The following is a 16614-nucleotide window of genomic DNA, read 5'->3' on the forward strand; positions in this document are numbered from 1 at the left end:
TAATTTTATTAATTATTTGAAACCAAGTGGTAGCACTATCTTTCTAATTGAATAGCCAAAAGTTAGAAGTTATAAACTATAACAAAAATGAATTTAACGACGCATAAATTACTCTTTAGTATCCCCTCCTCTATAAAAAATTAGTCTCATTTATTGAGCTTCTAAGAATCCCTAAATCAACTCGCTAGGATATACAATGTTAAAACCAAGCTTCTTGGCAGCGTCAGTCAGCCTGATATTAGCTTCTGCACCTGTTTTCACAATCAAAGCACAGGCATCTTCGAGTCAGTCTCCTGAATTAAAGCCAGAAGTTATCGAAGTCACAGGCACTAGACGAAGCCTACGCAGTATTGCTGAAAGCACTGTGCCCGTTGACATTATCAACTTAGAAGAGATCAATAGCTCTGGTCAGCTTGAATTAAGCCAAGTGCTTACGACGCTCATTCCAAGCTTTAACTTTCCTAATTCGCAACTTGCAGATGGTACGGATCACGCTCGCCCAGCCGTATTGAGGGGCCTGGCACCTGATCACACACTTGTATTGATCAATGGCAAACGCCGCCACTCAAGCGCGCTTTTAAACCTCAATGGTACTGTGGGCCGAGGTTCGTCCGCTGTAGACTTAAATATGATCCCCACTGCTGCCATTAAAAGAATTGAAGTACTGAGAGATGGTGCAGCGGCGCAGTACGGTTCAGATGCCATTGCAGGCGTGATCAATATCGTACTAAAAGATGCCAATGAAGGTGGCTCACTCAGCTTGACCTATGGTAAATACGACACCCAAATGGCAGGGGCAAAACAATTAGAACGTGTATATCAAGACGACAATGGCGAGCTTGCCTTTGAGCTGGGTGAAGATCGCCGTATGAGCGACGGTAATACAAGCACGTTAAATGGCAATATTGGCTTGCCAATTGGGGATAACGGATTTGTAAATTTAAGTGCAGAAATGCGTAACAAAGCGCCATCTAACCGCTCTGGATTTGACCCAAGAGCACAGTATGCCAAAGACGATGCTGGTAATTTTGACCCAAGAGAGTTTAATGCCGAGCGATATAACCACAGGTTTGGTAAAGCGGATATCGAAGATATCGCTTTCTTTTACAACGCAGGATATGACCTCAGCGACACAGTATCGCTCTACTCTTTTGGTAGCTACTCAGAGCGTGAAGGTAACTCAGGTGGCTTTTTCCGTCGTCCACAAGATGGCAGAAACGTGGTTGAGATCTATGCCAATGGGTTTCTACCACAAATCACCACACAAGTAGATGACTTTGCCATCGCAATGGGTGTGACCTCACAACTTGCTGATTGGGATGTAGACAGCAGCGTTAATTATGGCCAAAACCAATTTAACTTTGGTGTCACCAATAGCTTAAATACTTCTATGGGCGTAAACAGCCCAACTGAGTTCGATAATGGTGCTTTAGTTTACGACCAGCTGGTATTGAACTTGGACGCTAAAAGCAACGTCGACTTTGGTTTGTACGAAGACGTATTCATCACCTTCGGGGCTGAATATCGCAATGAATCTTACCAAATTAAAGCTGGCGAAGAGGCCTCTTACCTGACAGTCCTAGACGCCCAAGGCATTCCTGTTGCTGCTGGTGGCGCACAAGTTATGGCCGGCTTTTCACCAGCGAGTGCTGTTGATGCGTCTCGTCACAATATTGCACTATTTACAGAGCTGGATACCTATTTGACAGAAAAGTGGAACCTTGTCGTCGCTGCTCGATTCGAAGATTACAGTGATTTCGGTTCCACATTAACAGGGAAAATTGCCTCACGTTATGAGTTTGATGAAGCGTTATCGTTTAGAGGTGCACTGAGTACTGGATTTAGGGCCCCTTCACTGGCGCAATCTACGTATAAATCAGTAAGTACGGTATTTGAAAACGGCGTGCCGAACGAAGTAGGACTGTTCCCAGTTGATACTCCTGCAGCGCAAGCGCTTGGTGCACAAGCGCTAGATGCAGAAGAGTCAATCAATATGACAGTGGGTTTTATTTATACTTATAACGCGTTCAGCTTTACCGTAGACGCTTATCGCATCGATATTAATGACCGTATTGTGCTATCAGAGAACCTCAGTGGCGATGCTGTTGAAGACATTTTGAAAAATGCTGGAGAACACAACGTACAACGTGTTAGATACTTCACCAATGCAATTGACTCTCGTACACAAGGTGTAGATATTGTAGCAACTTACAATTTCGATTTAGCGGACTTTGGTACGCTGAATATCAGTGCTGCACTTAACTTAAACGATACTGAAGTCACACATGTTAAAGATAATCCAGCTGAACTCGAAGCCTTAGGTGACGAATACCAATACTTCGCACGCAGAGAAATCGCTCGATTTGAAGATGGCACACCTAAGGACAAGCTCAACCTTGTAGCAACTTGGCAATACCAAGATTGGACCGCAATGTTGAAAGCAACGCGTTATGGCGAAACAACAGACTCATCAAGTACAATCGAGAAAGACGAAGTACTGGATGCAAAATGGATTGCAGACGTAGAAGTGGCATATCAGATGACTGAGCAGTGGCGTTTTGCTGCTGGCGCAAACAATTTGTTTGACCAATACCCGCAAGATACCGTCGGTAATATTGGATTTAGTAACTTTAACCAGATATTCCCATATTCTGCGTTCTCGGCCTATAACACTGACGGACGATTTGTTTACGCGAAAGCGACATTTAACTTCTAGACTCCCCTGCCGGTCGCCAGTATAAGCTGGCGACACTTTAATAAAAAATAACCGCCGTCGTCCCCTCGCTCAAAAAACTAACATCTGGCATGCGCACATTACCTAAAATTGCCACACCGCAAATCGGTGGTAGTTTTGGTGTCAGCATCGATGTATGCAGCACAGAAGGCATGTACTGGACTCAACAGGGCTCAGGTAGACCATGCGAAATTTACTCACACACGTGTTAATCTTAACAACCAGCTTAGAAGCCGCCACGTTATATAACCAAAGGCTGTCGATAACCCATTTCAAAAGTTCAATAATGCATGAACTTCGTATTGAATTTAATTACATCCACCCAGTTATATTTCTGAATTTGCTAGTAGAAAAATAGGTTTAACATCGTGTCGTGTAATGACTCTAATGCCATGTCTGCTAGTGTGATTTTGGTCAACGTTTATCTACCTGAGCACAAGTGGCTTTGTGTACCATACACAGTGTTATAGCACTAGATCCGCTTGCTTCTCCTTTTTAACACAGACGTTAATATTGACACTGTCTTGTGCTTCATAAAGTCGTTAAGGTTTCTTCAAGGTGATACGTGAGGATCCAGCTCGTTTATAAACTGACTCGGGGAGCTGGGCGACATAATAAACGCTTGGCGTTTTGCTCTAGTCAAAGCCACATAAAATAAGCGGCGTTCTTCAGCATGTGGGTAAGCCTCTAACTGAGGAAGGAAAGCGTCTATAATGCAATCATTCTGACGTGTCGCAGGCACAGCACCTTTATCTAACCCCGTTAAGATTGTAAAGTCAGCCTCTTTCCCCTTGGCTGCATGAAAAGTCATCGCAATAATGTCTAACTGCTCATACTGCTCATTTAATAACATAAGCGCTTCATTAGAGGGCAGTTGCTTATGGTAACGAGCAAGTATCATGACTGAAGTGGGCGCAGAAGCAGCCGAAGCAATTCTCTTAATTACCATTGTGTAAGCGTTCACTGACATTTCAGGGACTATTAACACAGATGGCTCTGCTGGTACCATTTGAGCACGCACTTGTTTGACAATTTGCGCCGGGTTTTGACAAACAAAATGACTGGCTAAATCCAATAAGTCTTGACCATAACGAAACGTTTTATCTAATTGCATCACCGTTGAGGGGCCAAAATGTTTTGCAAAATGGGTCGTCAATGTAAGATCAGCACCGTTAAAGCGGTAAATTGACTGCCAATCATCTCCAACGGCAAATAAATAACTGCGCTTGTGCTGAGCCAATAATGCTTTCACTAACTGCGCGCGTACAGCTGAGATATCCTGAAACTCATCAACCAAAATATGCAGCCATGGGCTCTTAAAACGCCCTTCCCTGACATACTTAGTCGCCCGATTGATCATGTCATCATAATCTATGCTCTGCTCATTATTTAAATACAGCTGATACTCTGTCATCACGGGTCGGAAAACTTGTAGCACATGCTCATATTGAGCTTCTAAGTTTTGCAGATTGCCCAAGCTGGATGCTTGTTTGTATAAACCAATCAAATCGCCAAACAAGGATGTTAAGCGCACAACACTGCCGGCTGAAAAGTCTAACTCTGATTCTGTACACTCATGTTTAAAATGAGACCTGAGCACACTGATTAAGCGCTGCTTGAAGCTCAAATCTTGGCAAAGTGACACCACTGTTTCGTGGATAAACTCTCGCTTTTTTCTATCGTTATGACATAACGTTGATAATATTGGCGACTTACCCTCAACTTGACTCAAGATATAAGTACCTAGGCTATGGAATGTACGACACGTAGCATCGAATTTGGCAGCCCTAAGCCTTTGATGCATTTCATCGGCAGCTTCCTTTCCATAGGCCAGCATCAATACCTGCTCACTCGTAGCCAATTTTGCCACTTGTAAATATCCCACCTTTGCAATCATGACGCTGGTTTTACCGGTGCCAGCTCCCGCTAATAAAAGCTGCCTTTCATCAACCACAACGCACGCTCGACGCTGCGCCATCGTTAACGGCTGTGACGCTACTGAATCAAAGTAGGCCTCATAGTCATGTAACTGCTTTTTTATAAATGCTTCTCTGAACTCTGCAATATCAGAGGCTTGCCAAGTATGCACTTCTTCCAAAGTAAAACGGGGTTGAGCTAGGTGTGGTTCAAAACGTTTATCCAAAGACCAACTTAGCCAATAGCCAGCTAGTTCAGACGTCATACGTTGCGCTGTTGCGAGTAACTCATGAGATAAATAACGTTTTTCAAGCAAAGACTCTAGTTTAGCGATACTTTGCGTCAATTTATTAACGTGAGAACTTAACCAGAGCTTTTGCAACGTAAATTGTGCAGCATCTAAATCATCCTCTCGGATCCGTACTTTAAAGGTCGACTCCGGAGTAAACACTTGAATTTTAGGTGTGATCTTACCGTTTAATATAACTGGAGGCTGAGATTGAATTTGCCAAGTGTACAGCTTTTTTACCGATTTGGTTTCTATCACTATGCCCTTGCTAGAGACAGACATGGCGCTAATACCATCCATAACCCGAGATAGTGTGTGAACTGTAAACTGCATTAAGTCGTCTAGATAAACTGAATATAAAGGAGAGTTTAGGGTAATCAAGCAAGCCTGTCATTGATTATTCAGTACCTGCGGAAAAATAGTGAGAGAAGTCAAAAAAGCAAAGCAGGCCAACATAAGTTGGCCTGTCATAGTCGCTTAATCTAACCAAAAGTCCTTTCTAAACTTTAGGCCAAATTCACTGCGGTCATTGCTGCGCATTACACCAACAAAACCGGCTTGTTGTAAACGACCAACATCATATACTTCGTTGAAAACATTCTCGCCGTATAAGGTAATTTCTGTATCACCTTCACTGTTTGTATAAGAAATATTAAAACCAAACAACTCGCGAGACTCAATAAACTCATTCGGGTTATTCACTGATTGGCCTTGCATATCTGAACGGTAAGAATAACTTGCGTTCACAGCAACGGTCGCTCCTGAGTCAAGGTCCATAAAATATGAAGGGGCAACCATCACAGTCCAGCGGGGTGTCAATGCAGGCGCATTACCTACTGTGATACCTTGAACGCCTTCGTCAACGTGTGTGATTTCTGAGTCCAGATAACCCACTGAACTGCGGATACTAAAATCATCTGTCACTGCAACAGTCGTTTCTAGCTCAATACCTTGCGCACGTGACTCACCAGCGTTCTCAATATATGTGTTGAATCCATTTGATGGATCGTTGAATGGTAATGCCAAATCTGTGTAATCAGTCACAAACACGGCAATCATCATAGACACTCTGTCATGCACCTGACCTTTAAAACCAACTTCGTAGTTAAGTGCCTTAGTCTCATCGAATGAAACAAATGCATCAGCACCACCAAATGGGCGTGGTGGGAAGCCACCGCTTTGGTAGCCTTTTTGTATTTGTGCATACACATTCATATCAGAATTCAATTGATATGCCGCATTCACGTCCCAAGTCACTTCATCAAATTCAGCGTTTGCATTTTTTGCAAAGTATGTAAAGTCAGCTTTTGCCTCTTTCGAGTCTTCTGAATACCTTAAGCCACCACCTAAGCTTAATTGCTCGGTAATATCGAAACTCGCATTAAAGTAAGCAGCGTAAGAGTCAGTTTCTTGCTCAATGCGGAATGATCCTGGTGCTGCAGGGGTACTAAATGGGCTATATACATAGGGTGCTGATGCGGTGAAGCCATCTTCATTAAAATAATAAAGACCCGAAACAAAATCCCAAGAATCGAATGTACCATTTAATTGTAATTCGACAGAAAACTGGTCCGCACCACCTTCTTCAGGGAATTCAGATAAGTGAAGTGGTGTACCGTCGTCATCAAGGCCACCGGTATAATCTGAGCCGCGCTTACTGGTAATAAACTTCACTGCATATTCATCATTGACTTGCCAATCAGCAATCACAGATGCTCCCCAGCCAGAGTAATCGGTACTTTCAATACCCGCAACTGTTGAACCTAAATCGTCTGGGTTGTCAGGTAGCATGCTTTCCTTTAGCAAAGGAAAATCGCCGTTATTAGGGTCATTTGGATCGAGACCACCGGTGACTTCAATCGTGTAAGGTGATTGACCTGATTCATTGTCTACTGCGTCAATAGCAACATTCAGGCTGAAGTCACTACTTGGTTGCCACTTCACAGCTACGCGACCGCTCATTTCTTGCTCTTCACCGATTTCTTTTTCCGGATTTGCTAGATTCACAGCATGGCCAACACCTTCACGTTCTTTGTAAGATGCGTTGGCTGCAAAGCTCCATTGATCATTGATGGTTTGGTTGGTGTATATATCCCCCCCCAACCTACCACGAGAGCCCACTTTTGACTCAACGCGAACAATATCTTCACTACCAGGCTTTTTGGTAATGATATTAACTGCGCCACCCAAAGTATTGCGACCATACAACGTACCTTGTGGTCCACGCAGTACCTCAACACGCTCGATATTTGGTAAAGACAAGTTAGATCCCATCTGGCGACCTAAGTACACACCATCGACATAAACACCGACACCAGGATCTGTGGTAATAACATGATCTTGTAATCCGATACCGCGAATGAATACTGATGCATGTGCTGCATTTCCCACGCCATAGCGAGTGATATTTAGGTTTGGAACAAATTTACCAATATCATCTAAATTGCTCATATTGCCTTTTTCAATAGCATCCGAGCCAATCGATGTAATCGCTGTTGGTGTTTCAAATAGACTTTCTGTACGTTTACGAGCCGTTACCTCAATTTTTTCAAAGGTATTATTCTTAGCCTGTGTATCTTCAGCTGCAAAGGTAGGTAAACTAACTGCGGATAATATCGCAGCGCTTAGCGCAGATAGACCAACGCGTGGTAAAACTGTTGTCATAAAATCTCCAAAGGAATCGCCGTGTGTGATCAGCCTGAGGCAGGCTGGGAGCTCATATCTGCATAAAAAGCAGACATAAAAAAAGATGCGTAATACGCACCTCTTTCCTCTGGAAGGTTATTATACCCATTTACTGTATAAAGAGAAATAAAAACTTCATAAATATATTAATTTGTAAATTTTTTACCCAACTAAAACGATAACATTACATATGATACAAAGTTAGAAAATTAAGTTTACAGTTTTAGCAAGGAGAGAAAAGTCTAATCGATAGGCGAGTTCAGGGCTCAGTGTCGTTTTAAAAAGGAAATAATAGAGAAATAAAAAACCCGTAGCCATAAGCTACGGGTTTATGATTTGGTGCGAATGGGGGGACTTGAACCCCCACGAGCATAGCTCACCACCCCCTCAATGTTGCTAGAAATCACATAAGCAATTGTTATAATTTAAATTACCCAAAACCTATATGGTACTATCAATACCAACCATATCCTTTATTGAGTCTTGCTATATCTTTTGTGCCTTTATCAGTTTATTTGATGAATTTACATTTTTATTTCAATTCTGTGCGCATTACACTTAAAAACACACTAATCTAACAGGATGCTCATGACTTTATTTATATGGCAGTTAATGTTGAATAAAGTGATTTGGATAGTACTCTTGAACATAGCGTAAAATGATACAACCTTATAACTTTTATGGATTCAGAAAATGTTAGAGCAGGCGCAAGAAGCAGGTTTATTTTTTGATGACCTTCATGGGTACCTCAAAACTAAGTTCAATTATAAAAGGAAAATGGGAAACTTGAGTCCTCTGAACAACAACACCATTTCGATAAATAGAAACCGTGTTTCAATGTATCTGAGATACAAACCAAGCAACGCTGTAAATCGAGAAAACATGTTAGTTATTGCACGCATAGAGTTTGAAGAGCAAAGAAAGGGACATGGCACAGACTTTTTAAAGTTTCTGTGCAAGTTTTCAGGCAAGTATAAGATTCAAAACATTGCTCTAGAGCAAACCAACGTAAGCTCAAGCTCTTTTGCAAGAAAGCATGGATTTAAAGAACTATTGAAAGATTACTGGGTAGTTTCAATTTCAGACCTTTTGATAAACCTTAATTTAGAATAAAGGCGCGTTTTGCGCCTTTATTTTTCTTTATTTAGGTGGTTCTGGGATGCTACCTGCCCCTGAACCATTAAGAGTCATGGTATCTTTCGGCCATGTGCCCGCACCACTTCCACTAGCGTTTGCTGATACCGTAAACAATAACAGTGTAATTACTAGAACTAGATATTTCATGACTATTCCTTAAAGAGAAAAATGATTAACTAGGAAAAATAATAATTCCACCTGTGTTAGCGTGTGCTTGGCAAATACTCATAGCTAATAGAATTGTTGTGAATGCTGCTTTTTTCATTGAAGGCTCCTTACATAAACTTTTTTGGGAATTGTGATCAATCTGGTTTTCGGCTCATACTGTAACACCTAATTGCTTATGTTCAATACTTTGCAATTTAACTTCGTCAGCGATGCACTAGCTTTATGCGATAACAATAAAAACATTACATACCAGTTTATGCGCGATGCTGATGGCGGCGGCGCGGTCTGTGAATTAAAATAGGGGTGACTTATTCACCCCCAATTCCCCTAGCTGTAGTACGGGCCTGCGATCTTTTTATGAATGAAGTGCGATATAAACAAGCCTGCAAAAAAGCCGATGACTCCCGCGAAATTTTTGAAAATCACCCTTACTAATTCTGCAGTGGACCGCAGACCATTTAGTTCTGGCAATTCTAAAAAACCAAAAACATAAATGCCTAACAACCCTATCCCAATAGCACATGAGGTCGTCAATGCATCTCTTGTGAAAATGTGACCGCTCTTCAGAGCCAGCGCATATGCGACAACACCATAAACGGCGGCACCAGTAATCAAAAATGTAAATATAACACCAAAAAACTCACTAAAAAACATACTATCTCCCTATCAACTAGTAATTAACCAGTTATTTAAGCTAATGGCCATCCAAAATAAAATCTAGTTTTTTTCCAGTTTGGGCAACTAAACTGTTTTCCACTAAGCGCGAGCTATCCACAGAAAAAGTGCATAGGGTGTGGTTAACCCTATTTGAGCGACAGAGAATATTCCAACATTGAAAGGTGCTGATTGGCCTTGGTGAAAAAAAAATACAAATCATGGGTAAAATAACTTGACCGGTAAAATATTTTTACCTATAGTTAATTCCAACAGCAAACAACATTGTATTAAAAATCATCAAGGAGAACACCATGGAAATTCAAACTTACCTAAACGATGTATGCGCTTTCGATGCTACTCAATTCACATCAGAAAAAGAAGTAAAAGCGTATTTCACAGAAGAAAACTTTATTGCCATGTTTGGTGACGCTGAAACCGATTTCGCAATGAACCAGCTTGCAGATTCAGCTATTGGGCTTTGGGAGGACTTCCGCGCGGGAAAGTAGCGCAGTTCTCGGAGATGCTGGCGCAAGTCGGCATTTCCCAGAACGAATTTTGCAGACGAGTTGAATACACCAAACAGCAAGTAATAAACTGGAAAAAAACAGGCCAATTCCCTGCGTGGGTTTGGTGGGCCCTTAAAGGAATGGAAGGCAAATGAATTTAGATAACCAATTAACTGAACTAAACGCTGAGTTGCCAAGCGAACATCAATTGCAGTCATTTACAACGGAGGAGCTGAAAAAGTCATTTCAAGCGTCCCTAGGGGTATCTGTTAAGCTATTTGAACATATGGCCAATGTTTGGAGGGAGTTAGACCGTCGCGGCGAAAACATGGACGAGTTTAGAAAAGGAGCCATGCTTTATATCGAGATGATAGCAAATAAGCGCTTAATGGCAGAGCTGGCTTTTAAATATGTTGGGCAAAGGGGCCTTTTAAATGCTCTGGCTAATTTACCGCTAAGGCTTCAGAGTAAACTAGCAAAAGATGACGTTGTTGATGTGGTTACTAACAACAATGGTGAAGCGCAAAGCGAAAAACTCAAGCTTTCTGAAATTCCCGCTCATCAGCTTTCCAGAGTGTTCAGGGATGGCGCGATCAGAAGCGTATCTGAACAAAAAGAGCTAATAAAGCGATCTGTAAATATTAAAGCTAAGACTAGACCTAGAACTATTAAAAAAGTTGAGGTTCAAGATAATGCCTTGGTAGTGGGCAGGACCAGAATAGATATTGATTCGGCGCTCGCTGCATTGAGTGAGCATTACGGTGTAGATATTAAAGGGCTGATCCAAAATGACGCTTGAAGGGAAAAAATTTGGTAAAATGACAGTGATTCAGCATGTTGGCTGCAAGCTCAATAGGAAGCGAGAAAAGCTCTGGCTTATTCGTTGTGATTGTGGGCGAGAGGAGATCTATCCAAACAACTGGATACCCTATTGCGAATCCCATGCAAAGTCTCATAGTGCAAAGTATGCTTGCATTCCTTGCATGAAGGGTCCTTGCACTGTGTGCGGAGGGCCAATCACGGACCCTAACAAAACCAATATATGCTCACCAGAATGCAAAAAAATCGACTCAAATAATCGCTCTTTAGCAATTTACCATAAGAAAAAGGCCGAAGACCCCAATTTTTCGCAAAAAAGGGCTCAGCAGCGGCTTGATTACCTTGAGCGAAACCCTGATGCAAAAAGAAAACACAAAGAGTACATGCGAAAGAGAAGCGCACAACAAAGGTTAGATCCTGAGTACAGGGCGAAGCAAAAGCAAAACTGGTTAGATTGGTACGATAGAAATAAAGACCATGTGAAGGCGTACTACAAAGCGTGGCATGAAGAAAACCGAGAGCGGGTGAATGAGTATTTGCGCGAATACAAAAGACAAATGCCCGAAGAGCAGAGAAAAAGGTATTACGAAAGAGACCGCGCTAAACTATTACAGAAGTTAAGAGATGATCCAGACTACTACAAAAAAGTTCTGGCTGGGCAAAGAGCAAGTAAGCAAAAAAGCGCTCAAGAGAAAGACATTGCCGAGTTGCTCTCTATGTTTCAAGTTATCGAAGAAAAGCTGAATGAATAATTGTGAAGCCTCACCAGAGGCTTTTGACTTACCCCTGCGCAGTATTCCAATATACCCAGATAAATCAACACTTGTAGTTTTCGGTGGAAAATTAATATACTACATTGGAATTCGGCAGGTGCCCACCAATGGATACCTACTAAAAATTAACTATTGGAATAAAAACAGCCTATTCTTCTAGGCCGCAGTCTTTATCAGCCAAAGCTTTTAGCCATGCACTCAACTTCAGCTCTTGCGATTCCGCTCGGGCTTCATAAATCAATTTTCGTTCTGGCTCTACTCTAAACTCACACCGAGCGCTGGCCGTCACGCTTTTTTTGGGTCTGCCAACTGGCATTTTCTTATCACTCATCACCGATGGATTTTAGTATGTACAAAAATTTAAAGCAATTGCTATTTTTTGTCCGTACAAATATTGACATTAAATCTATTTTAATTAATTATTGTACGTACAATAAATGTATTTTGGAGTTATCAATGAAAGATCAACATACAAAAATAAAAGGTTATCGGGACTTGTCACAAGATGAAATCGACTCAATGAATGAAGCTAAGGAATTAGCAGAGCAAGTCGGTGCATTTGTTGAAAAGCTACAAGGGCAAGAGGGTTTAGATCCGCGTTGGATTGCAGAAGCCAAGACAGATTTACAAAAAGGCTTTATGTGCTTAGTTCGTGGTATAGCTCAACCAACAACCTTCTAATTTGCAAAAGATAATCAATATTGGAAATAGGATATGTCAGATATTGAATACGACACAAGCGCATGGGGTGAGGTTAAGGCCGATATTTATGCGGGTGAACCCTGTGGTTCTAAACACGAAAAGTACATTGAAATGAGTTGCCGTGATGATATGGGTTCAGTAAACGAAAAGGACATAATCATTTGCTCTTCAATATGGCCTGTAGGGACAAAAATTTCAATAGAAATACCTTTATGTCCAGAATGCGAAACCGATGCAAAGTTACAAGATAAAGCTGGTAAATGTGAATGCGGTTTTGACTGGAAAACTTGGGCTGAAGAACAGTACAGTTAAGATTGAAATACTATGGGAAATGATATGCAAATTAACGAGTCGCTAGCTGGTTTTTCATCTTGCGATAGATGCGCAAGTTACGATTGTGAATGTGAGGAAAGCACTTATACAATTTGTGCCGAAGTAACTCGAGTTGTTCATATTAACGTAGAAGCTAGCAGCAAAGAAAAAGCAGTCGAGTTGGCAAAGATTGAAATAGCTAACGATGGTTTCTGCGAAGAAAAAGAACTAGTAGCTGAGCCAAAAATTAATTGGGTTGAAGGCCAACAAAATTAATTTTTAAGCAGAGGCTGGGAAACGGGTAAAAACTTGTGAGCGGATTTTATTACAACGGCTTCGACATTCATCAAATGCTTATCTATTTAGGTGAATATTGCGAAACGCTAAAGATTGAGAAAGCTGGTGATAGTTGGGTGGTGTACACAAATAGTGAAGAACATGGTGAGTTTGAATTCAATGGCTCCCTGTGTCGAGGAATTATGTTTGCATTTAGGCCTTTTTTGCAACGGGCTGAGTTAGAAAGAAAAACGAATTTAGATAAGCTGGCTTTGATAAAAGTAAGATAGATTGGAATAGTTTGTTTTAACAGATCTGCCTTTAAAACTGGTACCAAAACAGAATAACTCATAAGGCTATGAAAAATGTCTGAAAAGCGCAAACCTGTATATACAATGTTGCTGCGAAAACAAGGCAAAATGAAATCTGGAAAAGTAGAGATATTTCGAGCGAGTGAGTTCGATAGTTCATACCTTTTTAAACGAAGGTATAGAGTTAGAGTGAATGGCAAATGGTGGCCAAAAGGTGAGGTTAGATTCATAACGCCAACTCAAATAAAAGAGTTGGTTTTTAGGCAAATTGGCAATTCAATTTAAACTGGAAATCGAGAGGGAATAATGACCACTCCATTAACTAAAAATGAAGATTTAAAATACCAATTAGAATCACTGGCTAGCTATGAGCCTAATGATATTGATAACCCCCAATTTGAAGTTGTGTATGAAGATGCAAATGAGCGGGAGGGCTTTATAACTGTTTGTTGTGTTGATGTTGCAGAAAGAGCACATAAACGCATCGAAGAATTGGAAAAAGCCCTACATGATATTGCAGCATTGGCCGAAGATGGTCAATTGGAAATATATGCTGTTGGCTCAATCGTCGATAGTGCTTTAACAGATTAAGGTGTATGCAGTAGTTTGTAATTAAAGAGGAAGTTAGAATCTGTCGCTCTGGCCACTTCAAACGTAAGTGGCATTTTGATAATATATGCATGAACCTGATTTGGCGGTTAGGTTTAAAAGTGTTTCTCCGTTGTGCATATGCCTGCGGTTAGCGCAGAGAATTGATAACCCTCTGCGCCTTTCTTCAAACTACTGTAGGCGGTTCGGGAATACCACCAGGCCCAGAGTCGCACAAACTTGTTTCATACTTAGCCCAAATCCCAGAACCGCCACCGGCTGCACAAGCTGATGCAGTAAACAGCACCAAGATAGCTAAAAAAGTGTATTTCATCATTAGTCCTTTTCAATCAATGTAAGGGCCAACTCTACCGCCTTATCTACCGCTTGCCCTTCGTTTTTTACATCACTAAAGCAGGCCTTAATCTCTTTTAGCCCATCTTTAGTTGCTGGTTCTACATATGCATCAATGCGCTTCTTTTCTTTTTTCTGTGCTTCATGATGTGCTTTTCTAGCCGCTGCAATTGAGGCTTTTCGCTCATCTTTACTCTGCGCCATTGTTTCCAACTCTATATTCATACTGGCTTAATCCTATATCAATTTACCGTGTAAACAAAATAATAGATAAAATCGTTTACACGGTAAACGTGTTTTGCTAAATTTGTTTACACGGTAAACATTCAAGGAAATGATTCAATGCAGATAAGTATCAATAGTTATTTTTGTGGTGCGGGGCTATTTGATAGCGGCTTATTAGATGCAGGTATTAATATCAACCAGGCATTTGAGTTAGACAGAGACGCAGTAAAAACCTACAAGCACAACTTTGGTGATCACATTAAGCACTGCGATATAGCCGAAGAATTAGTATTAGAACAAGACACATGTCACGGTATGGTTTTTACCTACCCGTGTACTAAATATTCCACTATTGCAGATATCCACGGAACGCGAACAGGTGATGAACTGTTCTTACATGCATTACGTCATTTAGCCATTGCCAAACCTGAGTTTTATGTAGTTGAGAATGTGCCTGGCATGAGAGCTTTTCCGCTAGTTATGGAAGCAATGACAAAAATGCCTGATTACTACGTACAGGTGTTTTGCCCTATTCAAGCCACTACTTGGCTACCGCAAAGACGTGATCGATTAATTATAGTTGGCACAAGGCGCAGCTTTTCAATTCGTCCACCAGCAAGCACAAAGCAATTGCCGCTGTCCGCTGTATTAGAGAGTGATCCTCAGGTCACATTGCCAAAAGCCATTACTGCTCGTATGAATGGCGAGTACCGTGATTTACCCATCATCAGTGATCCAGATAAAGGTGATATAGCGCCTACATGCGTTGCACATTACGCCAAAGATAAATCAACTCGTTTGGTAGTAGATAAACGCTTTCCAATGGGTGTAAGGCCCTACTCAGTTCGAGAGTTTGCACGTTTGCAGGGGCTTAATGATGGCTTCAAGTTTCCCGTATCAAATACATCAGCTTATAAGCAAATCGGTAACGGAGTTCCTAGGCCCGTTGGTCAATGGGTTGGCGATGAAATGACACGTTATATGAATCAATTAAATTAACATTAGAAATCTCGGAGGGATTTATGGGGTGGAGTAATTGCGGTGAAGATAGCGCAGGCAGGCCAATTGGCTATGCATTTGAGGCAACGTGTGATCATCAAGGCTGCAACAGCAAAATAAATCGCGGTTTAAGTTATGCGTGTGGTGACATGCATGGTGAAACAGAGCTTGGCTGTGAAAGATATTTTTGCGAAGAACACAGGCATATTGCTGTTGAAGATGGTGATCGTTGTATTTCTGTCTGCAATGGTTGCGCGAAAGAATTAATCGAAAGTGAAGAGTGGCTAGGCTGCTCAGAAGATTGCGTTTTAAAACGCATAAATGACATATAAATCAGACCAGTTTGGGTGAGAATGAAATGGCAAAAGTAAAGGTGAAGTTTTTAGTCGAAATGAGCCAAACAATCGACTGGCCCGATGATGAAATGAACAATTTCAACTATGAGAACTTGCAGATCAACTGCGATCCAGAACAAGCAGAAATTGAGAGTCATGATTACGAACTAAAGCGGATTGCCGTCAACGGTAACGAATACGAGTTTTAGATTTAGAAATTATAAGGACCATAAATTATGGAAATTGAATGTAAGTGTGGCGCTTCGATGGAACCTCAAATTAAGGAAAAGACATGATATTAGACTTACTAATCGAGCAAAGAGATTTTAGCCTAAAAGCCTTTGGTCCTCACCCAAGATTAAAAGGTGTGCACGACCACCTAACAAAAGAATTGCAGGAGTTAAAGGAAAGCCCCGAAGATCTTTCGGAGTGGGCTGACTGTGTTTTACTTTCACTAGATGGGGCAATGAGAGCCGGTGCATCACCAGTTGAACTTAACCAGTTTCTTAAACTAGAAAACATACACAAAGATAAGGACCACTATCGAGGTCAGTGGCATGAACTAAGAAGGGACTTAGGCCATTTAAAAACATGCAATCATCTTGAGATTTGGAAGGCATGGGCAATGGTGTTTTTCAAGTTTCTAATTGCTGCAATACACCGAAACTTCTCTATTGAGCAAGTCATAGACGCCGCAAAGCAAAAATTGCAAATGAACAAGCAACGTGACTGGCCAGATTGGCAAACAGTGCCTGAAAACCAAGCTATCGAACATGTTAAGTGAGACTTGTTGATGACTACAATACTTTACGACCATAAGAATTCTC

Annotated in this window: 21 protein-coding genes; 14 read left to right on the forward strand and 7 right to left on the reverse strand. The window is 41.3% G+C overall.

Features of this window, described 5'->3' with window-relative positions; genetic code table 11:
• The first annotated feature begins 196 nt into the window (after nucleotides 1-196).
• On the forward strand, nucleotides 197-2716 hold the full coding sequence (locus N473_RS22140; protein WP_063369827.1) for a TonB-dependent receptor plug domain-containing protein: 2520 nt from the start codon (nucleotides 197-199) through the stop codon (nucleotides 2714-2716).
• Between the two features lie 571 nt (nucleotides 2717-3287).
• On the opposite strand, the gene N473_RS22145 is transcribed toward N473_RS22140, so the two are convergent.
• Both N473_RS22145 and N473_RS22150 read right to left on the reverse strand, forming a co-directional pair.
• The gene (locus tag N473_RS22145) at nucleotides 3288-5273 is read right to left on the reverse strand and encodes a UvrD-helicase domain-containing protein (RefSeq protein ID WP_063369828.1); all 1986 of its coding nucleotides are present in this window, start codon (nucleotides 5271-5273) and stop codon (nucleotides 3288-3290) included.
• Nucleotides 5274-5417: 144 nt separating this feature from the next.
• Nucleotides 5418-7604, reverse strand: a complete 2187-nt coding sequence (locus tag N473_RS22150) for a TonB-dependent receptor (protein ID WP_063369829.1) — start codon at nucleotides 7602-7604, stop codon at nucleotides 5418-5420.
• Nucleotides 7605-8318: 714 nt separating this feature from the next.
• Here N473_RS22150 and N473_RS22155 point away from each other — a divergent pair.
• The gene (locus N473_RS22155) at nucleotides 8319-8738 is read left to right on the forward strand and encodes a hypothetical protein (RefSeq protein ID WP_063369830.1); all 420 of its coding nucleotides are present in this window, start codon (nucleotides 8319-8321) and stop codon (nucleotides 8736-8738) included.
• 27 nt (nucleotides 8739-8765) lie between these two features.
• On the opposite strand, the gene N473_RS26365 is transcribed toward N473_RS22155, so the two are convergent.
• A complete protein-coding gene (locus tag N473_RS26365; protein WP_155735703.1) occupies nucleotides 8766-8909 on the reverse strand; it encodes a hypothetical protein in 144 nt (47 codons plus the stop codon).
• A 348-nt stretch (nucleotides 8910-9257) separates the two neighbouring features.
• Entirely contained in the window at nucleotides 9258-9584 is a 327-nt protein-coding gene (locus tag N473_RS22160) for a hypothetical protein (protein WP_063369831.1), read from the reverse strand.
• Between the two features lie 314 nt (nucleotides 9585-9898).
• On the opposite strand from N473_RS22160, the gene N473_RS22165 reads away from it, so the two are divergent.
• The 3 genes from N473_RS22165 to N473_RS22175 all read left to right on the forward strand — a co-directional run bounded on the left by N473_RS22165 (nucleotide 9899) and on the right by N473_RS22175 (nucleotide 11664).
• Nucleotides 9899-10093, forward strand: coding sequence for a hypothetical protein (locus N473_RS22165; protein WP_063369832.1), 195 nt, complete (start codon nucleotides 9899-9901; stop codon nucleotides 10091-10093).
• A 151-nt stretch (nucleotides 10094-10244) separates the two neighbouring features.
• Entirely contained in the window at nucleotides 10245-10892 is a 648-nt protein-coding gene (locus tag N473_RS22170) for a hypothetical protein (protein ID WP_063369833.1), read from the forward strand.
• A gap of 19 nt (nucleotides 10893-10911) precedes the next feature.
• Nucleotides 10912-11664 carry a hypothetical protein gene (locus tag N473_RS22175; protein ID WP_155735704.1) on the forward strand — a complete coding sequence of 251 codons (753 nt, stop codon included), beginning with the start codon at nucleotides 10912-10914 and terminating at the stop codon, nucleotides 11662-11664.
• Between the two features lie 169 nt (nucleotides 11665-11833).
• Here the strand turns inward: N473_RS22175 and N473_RS26370 are convergent, their stop codons facing one another.
• Nucleotides 11834-12016, reverse strand: coding sequence for a hypothetical protein (locus N473_RS26370; RefSeq protein WP_196766457.1), 183 nt, complete (start codon nucleotides 12014-12016; stop codon nucleotides 11834-11836).
• Nucleotides 12017-12141: 125 nt separating this feature from the next.
• Here N473_RS26370 and N473_RS22180 point away from each other — a divergent pair, with 125 nt between their 5' ends.
• The 5 genes from N473_RS22180 to N473_RS22205 all read left to right on the forward strand — a co-directional run bounded on the left by N473_RS22180 (nucleotide 12142) and on the right by N473_RS22205 (nucleotide 13877).
• The gene (locus N473_RS22180; protein ID WP_063369846.1) at nucleotides 12142-12366 is read left to right on the forward strand and encodes a DUF7681 family protein; all 225 of its coding nucleotides are present in this window, start codon (nucleotides 12142-12144) and stop codon (nucleotides 12364-12366) included.
• 33 nt (nucleotides 12367-12399) lie between these two features.
• Nucleotides 12400-12699 (forward strand): hypothetical protein, encoded by a 300-nt coding sequence (locus N473_RS22185; RefSeq protein ID WP_063369835.1) that lies wholly within the window; start codon nucleotides 12400-12402, stop codon nucleotides 12697-12699.
• 24 nt (nucleotides 12700-12723) lie between these two features.
• The gene (locus tag N473_RS22190) at nucleotides 12724-12975 is read left to right on the forward strand and encodes a hypothetical protein (protein WP_155735706.1); all 252 of its coding nucleotides are present in this window, start codon (nucleotides 12724-12726) and stop codon (nucleotides 12973-12975) included.
• Between the two features lie 35 nt (nucleotides 12976-13010).
• Nucleotides 13011-13265 carry a hypothetical protein gene (locus N473_RS22195; protein WP_063369837.1) on the forward strand — a complete coding sequence of 85 codons (255 nt, stop codon included), beginning with the start codon at nucleotides 13011-13013 and terminating at the stop codon, nucleotides 13263-13265.
• 327 nt (nucleotides 13266-13592) lie between these two features.
• The gene (locus N473_RS22205) at nucleotides 13593-13877 is read left to right on the forward strand and encodes a hypothetical protein (RefSeq protein WP_063369839.1); all 285 of its coding nucleotides are present in this window, start codon (nucleotides 13593-13595) and stop codon (nucleotides 13875-13877) included.
• Between the two features lie 184 nt (nucleotides 13878-14061).
• Here the strand turns inward: N473_RS22205 and N473_RS26375 are convergent, their stop codons facing one another.
• Nucleotides 14062-14211: a hypothetical protein gene (locus N473_RS26375; protein ID WP_155735707.1), complete on the reverse strand. Its 150-nt coding sequence runs from the start codon at nucleotides 14209-14211 to the stop codon at nucleotides 14062-14064.
• A complete protein-coding gene (locus tag N473_RS22210) occupies nucleotides 14211-14453 on the reverse strand; it encodes a hypothetical protein (RefSeq protein ID WP_063369840.1) in 243 nt (80 codons plus the stop codon). The genes N473_RS26375 and N473_RS22210 overlap by 1 nt, the downstream gene beginning before the upstream one ends.
• Before the next feature lie 117 nt (nucleotides 14454-14570).
• On the opposite strand from N473_RS22210, the gene N473_RS22215 reads away from it, so the two are divergent.
• The 4 genes from N473_RS22215 (at nucleotide 14571) to N473_RS22230 (ending at nucleotide 16571) form a co-directional block, all read left to right on the forward strand.
• A complete protein-coding gene (locus N473_RS22215) occupies nucleotides 14571-15452 on the forward strand; it encodes a DNA cytosine methyltransferase (protein ID WP_063369841.1) in 882 nt (293 codons plus the stop codon).
• Between the two features lie 23 nt (nucleotides 15453-15475).
• Nucleotides 15476-15784 carry a hypothetical protein gene (locus tag N473_RS22220; protein WP_063369842.1) on the forward strand — a complete coding sequence of 103 codons (309 nt, stop codon included), beginning with the start codon at nucleotides 15476-15478 and terminating at the stop codon, nucleotides 15782-15784.
• A 26-nt stretch (nucleotides 15785-15810) separates the two neighbouring features.
• The gene (locus tag N473_RS22225; protein WP_063369843.1) at nucleotides 15811-15996 is read left to right on the forward strand and encodes a hypothetical protein; all 186 of its coding nucleotides are present in this window, start codon (nucleotides 15811-15813) and stop codon (nucleotides 15994-15996) included.
• A gap of 83 nt (nucleotides 15997-16079) precedes the next feature.
• A complete protein-coding gene (locus tag N473_RS22230) occupies nucleotides 16080-16571 on the forward strand; it encodes a dATP/dGTP pyrophosphohydrolase domain-containing protein (RefSeq protein ID WP_063369844.1) in 492 nt (163 codons plus the stop codon).
• The last annotated feature ends 43 nt before the right edge of the window (nucleotides 16572-16614 follow it).

Source organism: Pseudoalteromonas luteoviolacea CPMOR-1 (assembly GCF_001625685.1).
Taxonomy (GTDB): domain Bacteria; phylum Pseudomonadota; class Gammaproteobacteria; order Enterobacterales; family Alteromonadaceae; genus Pseudoalteromonas; species Pseudoalteromonas luteoviolacea_K.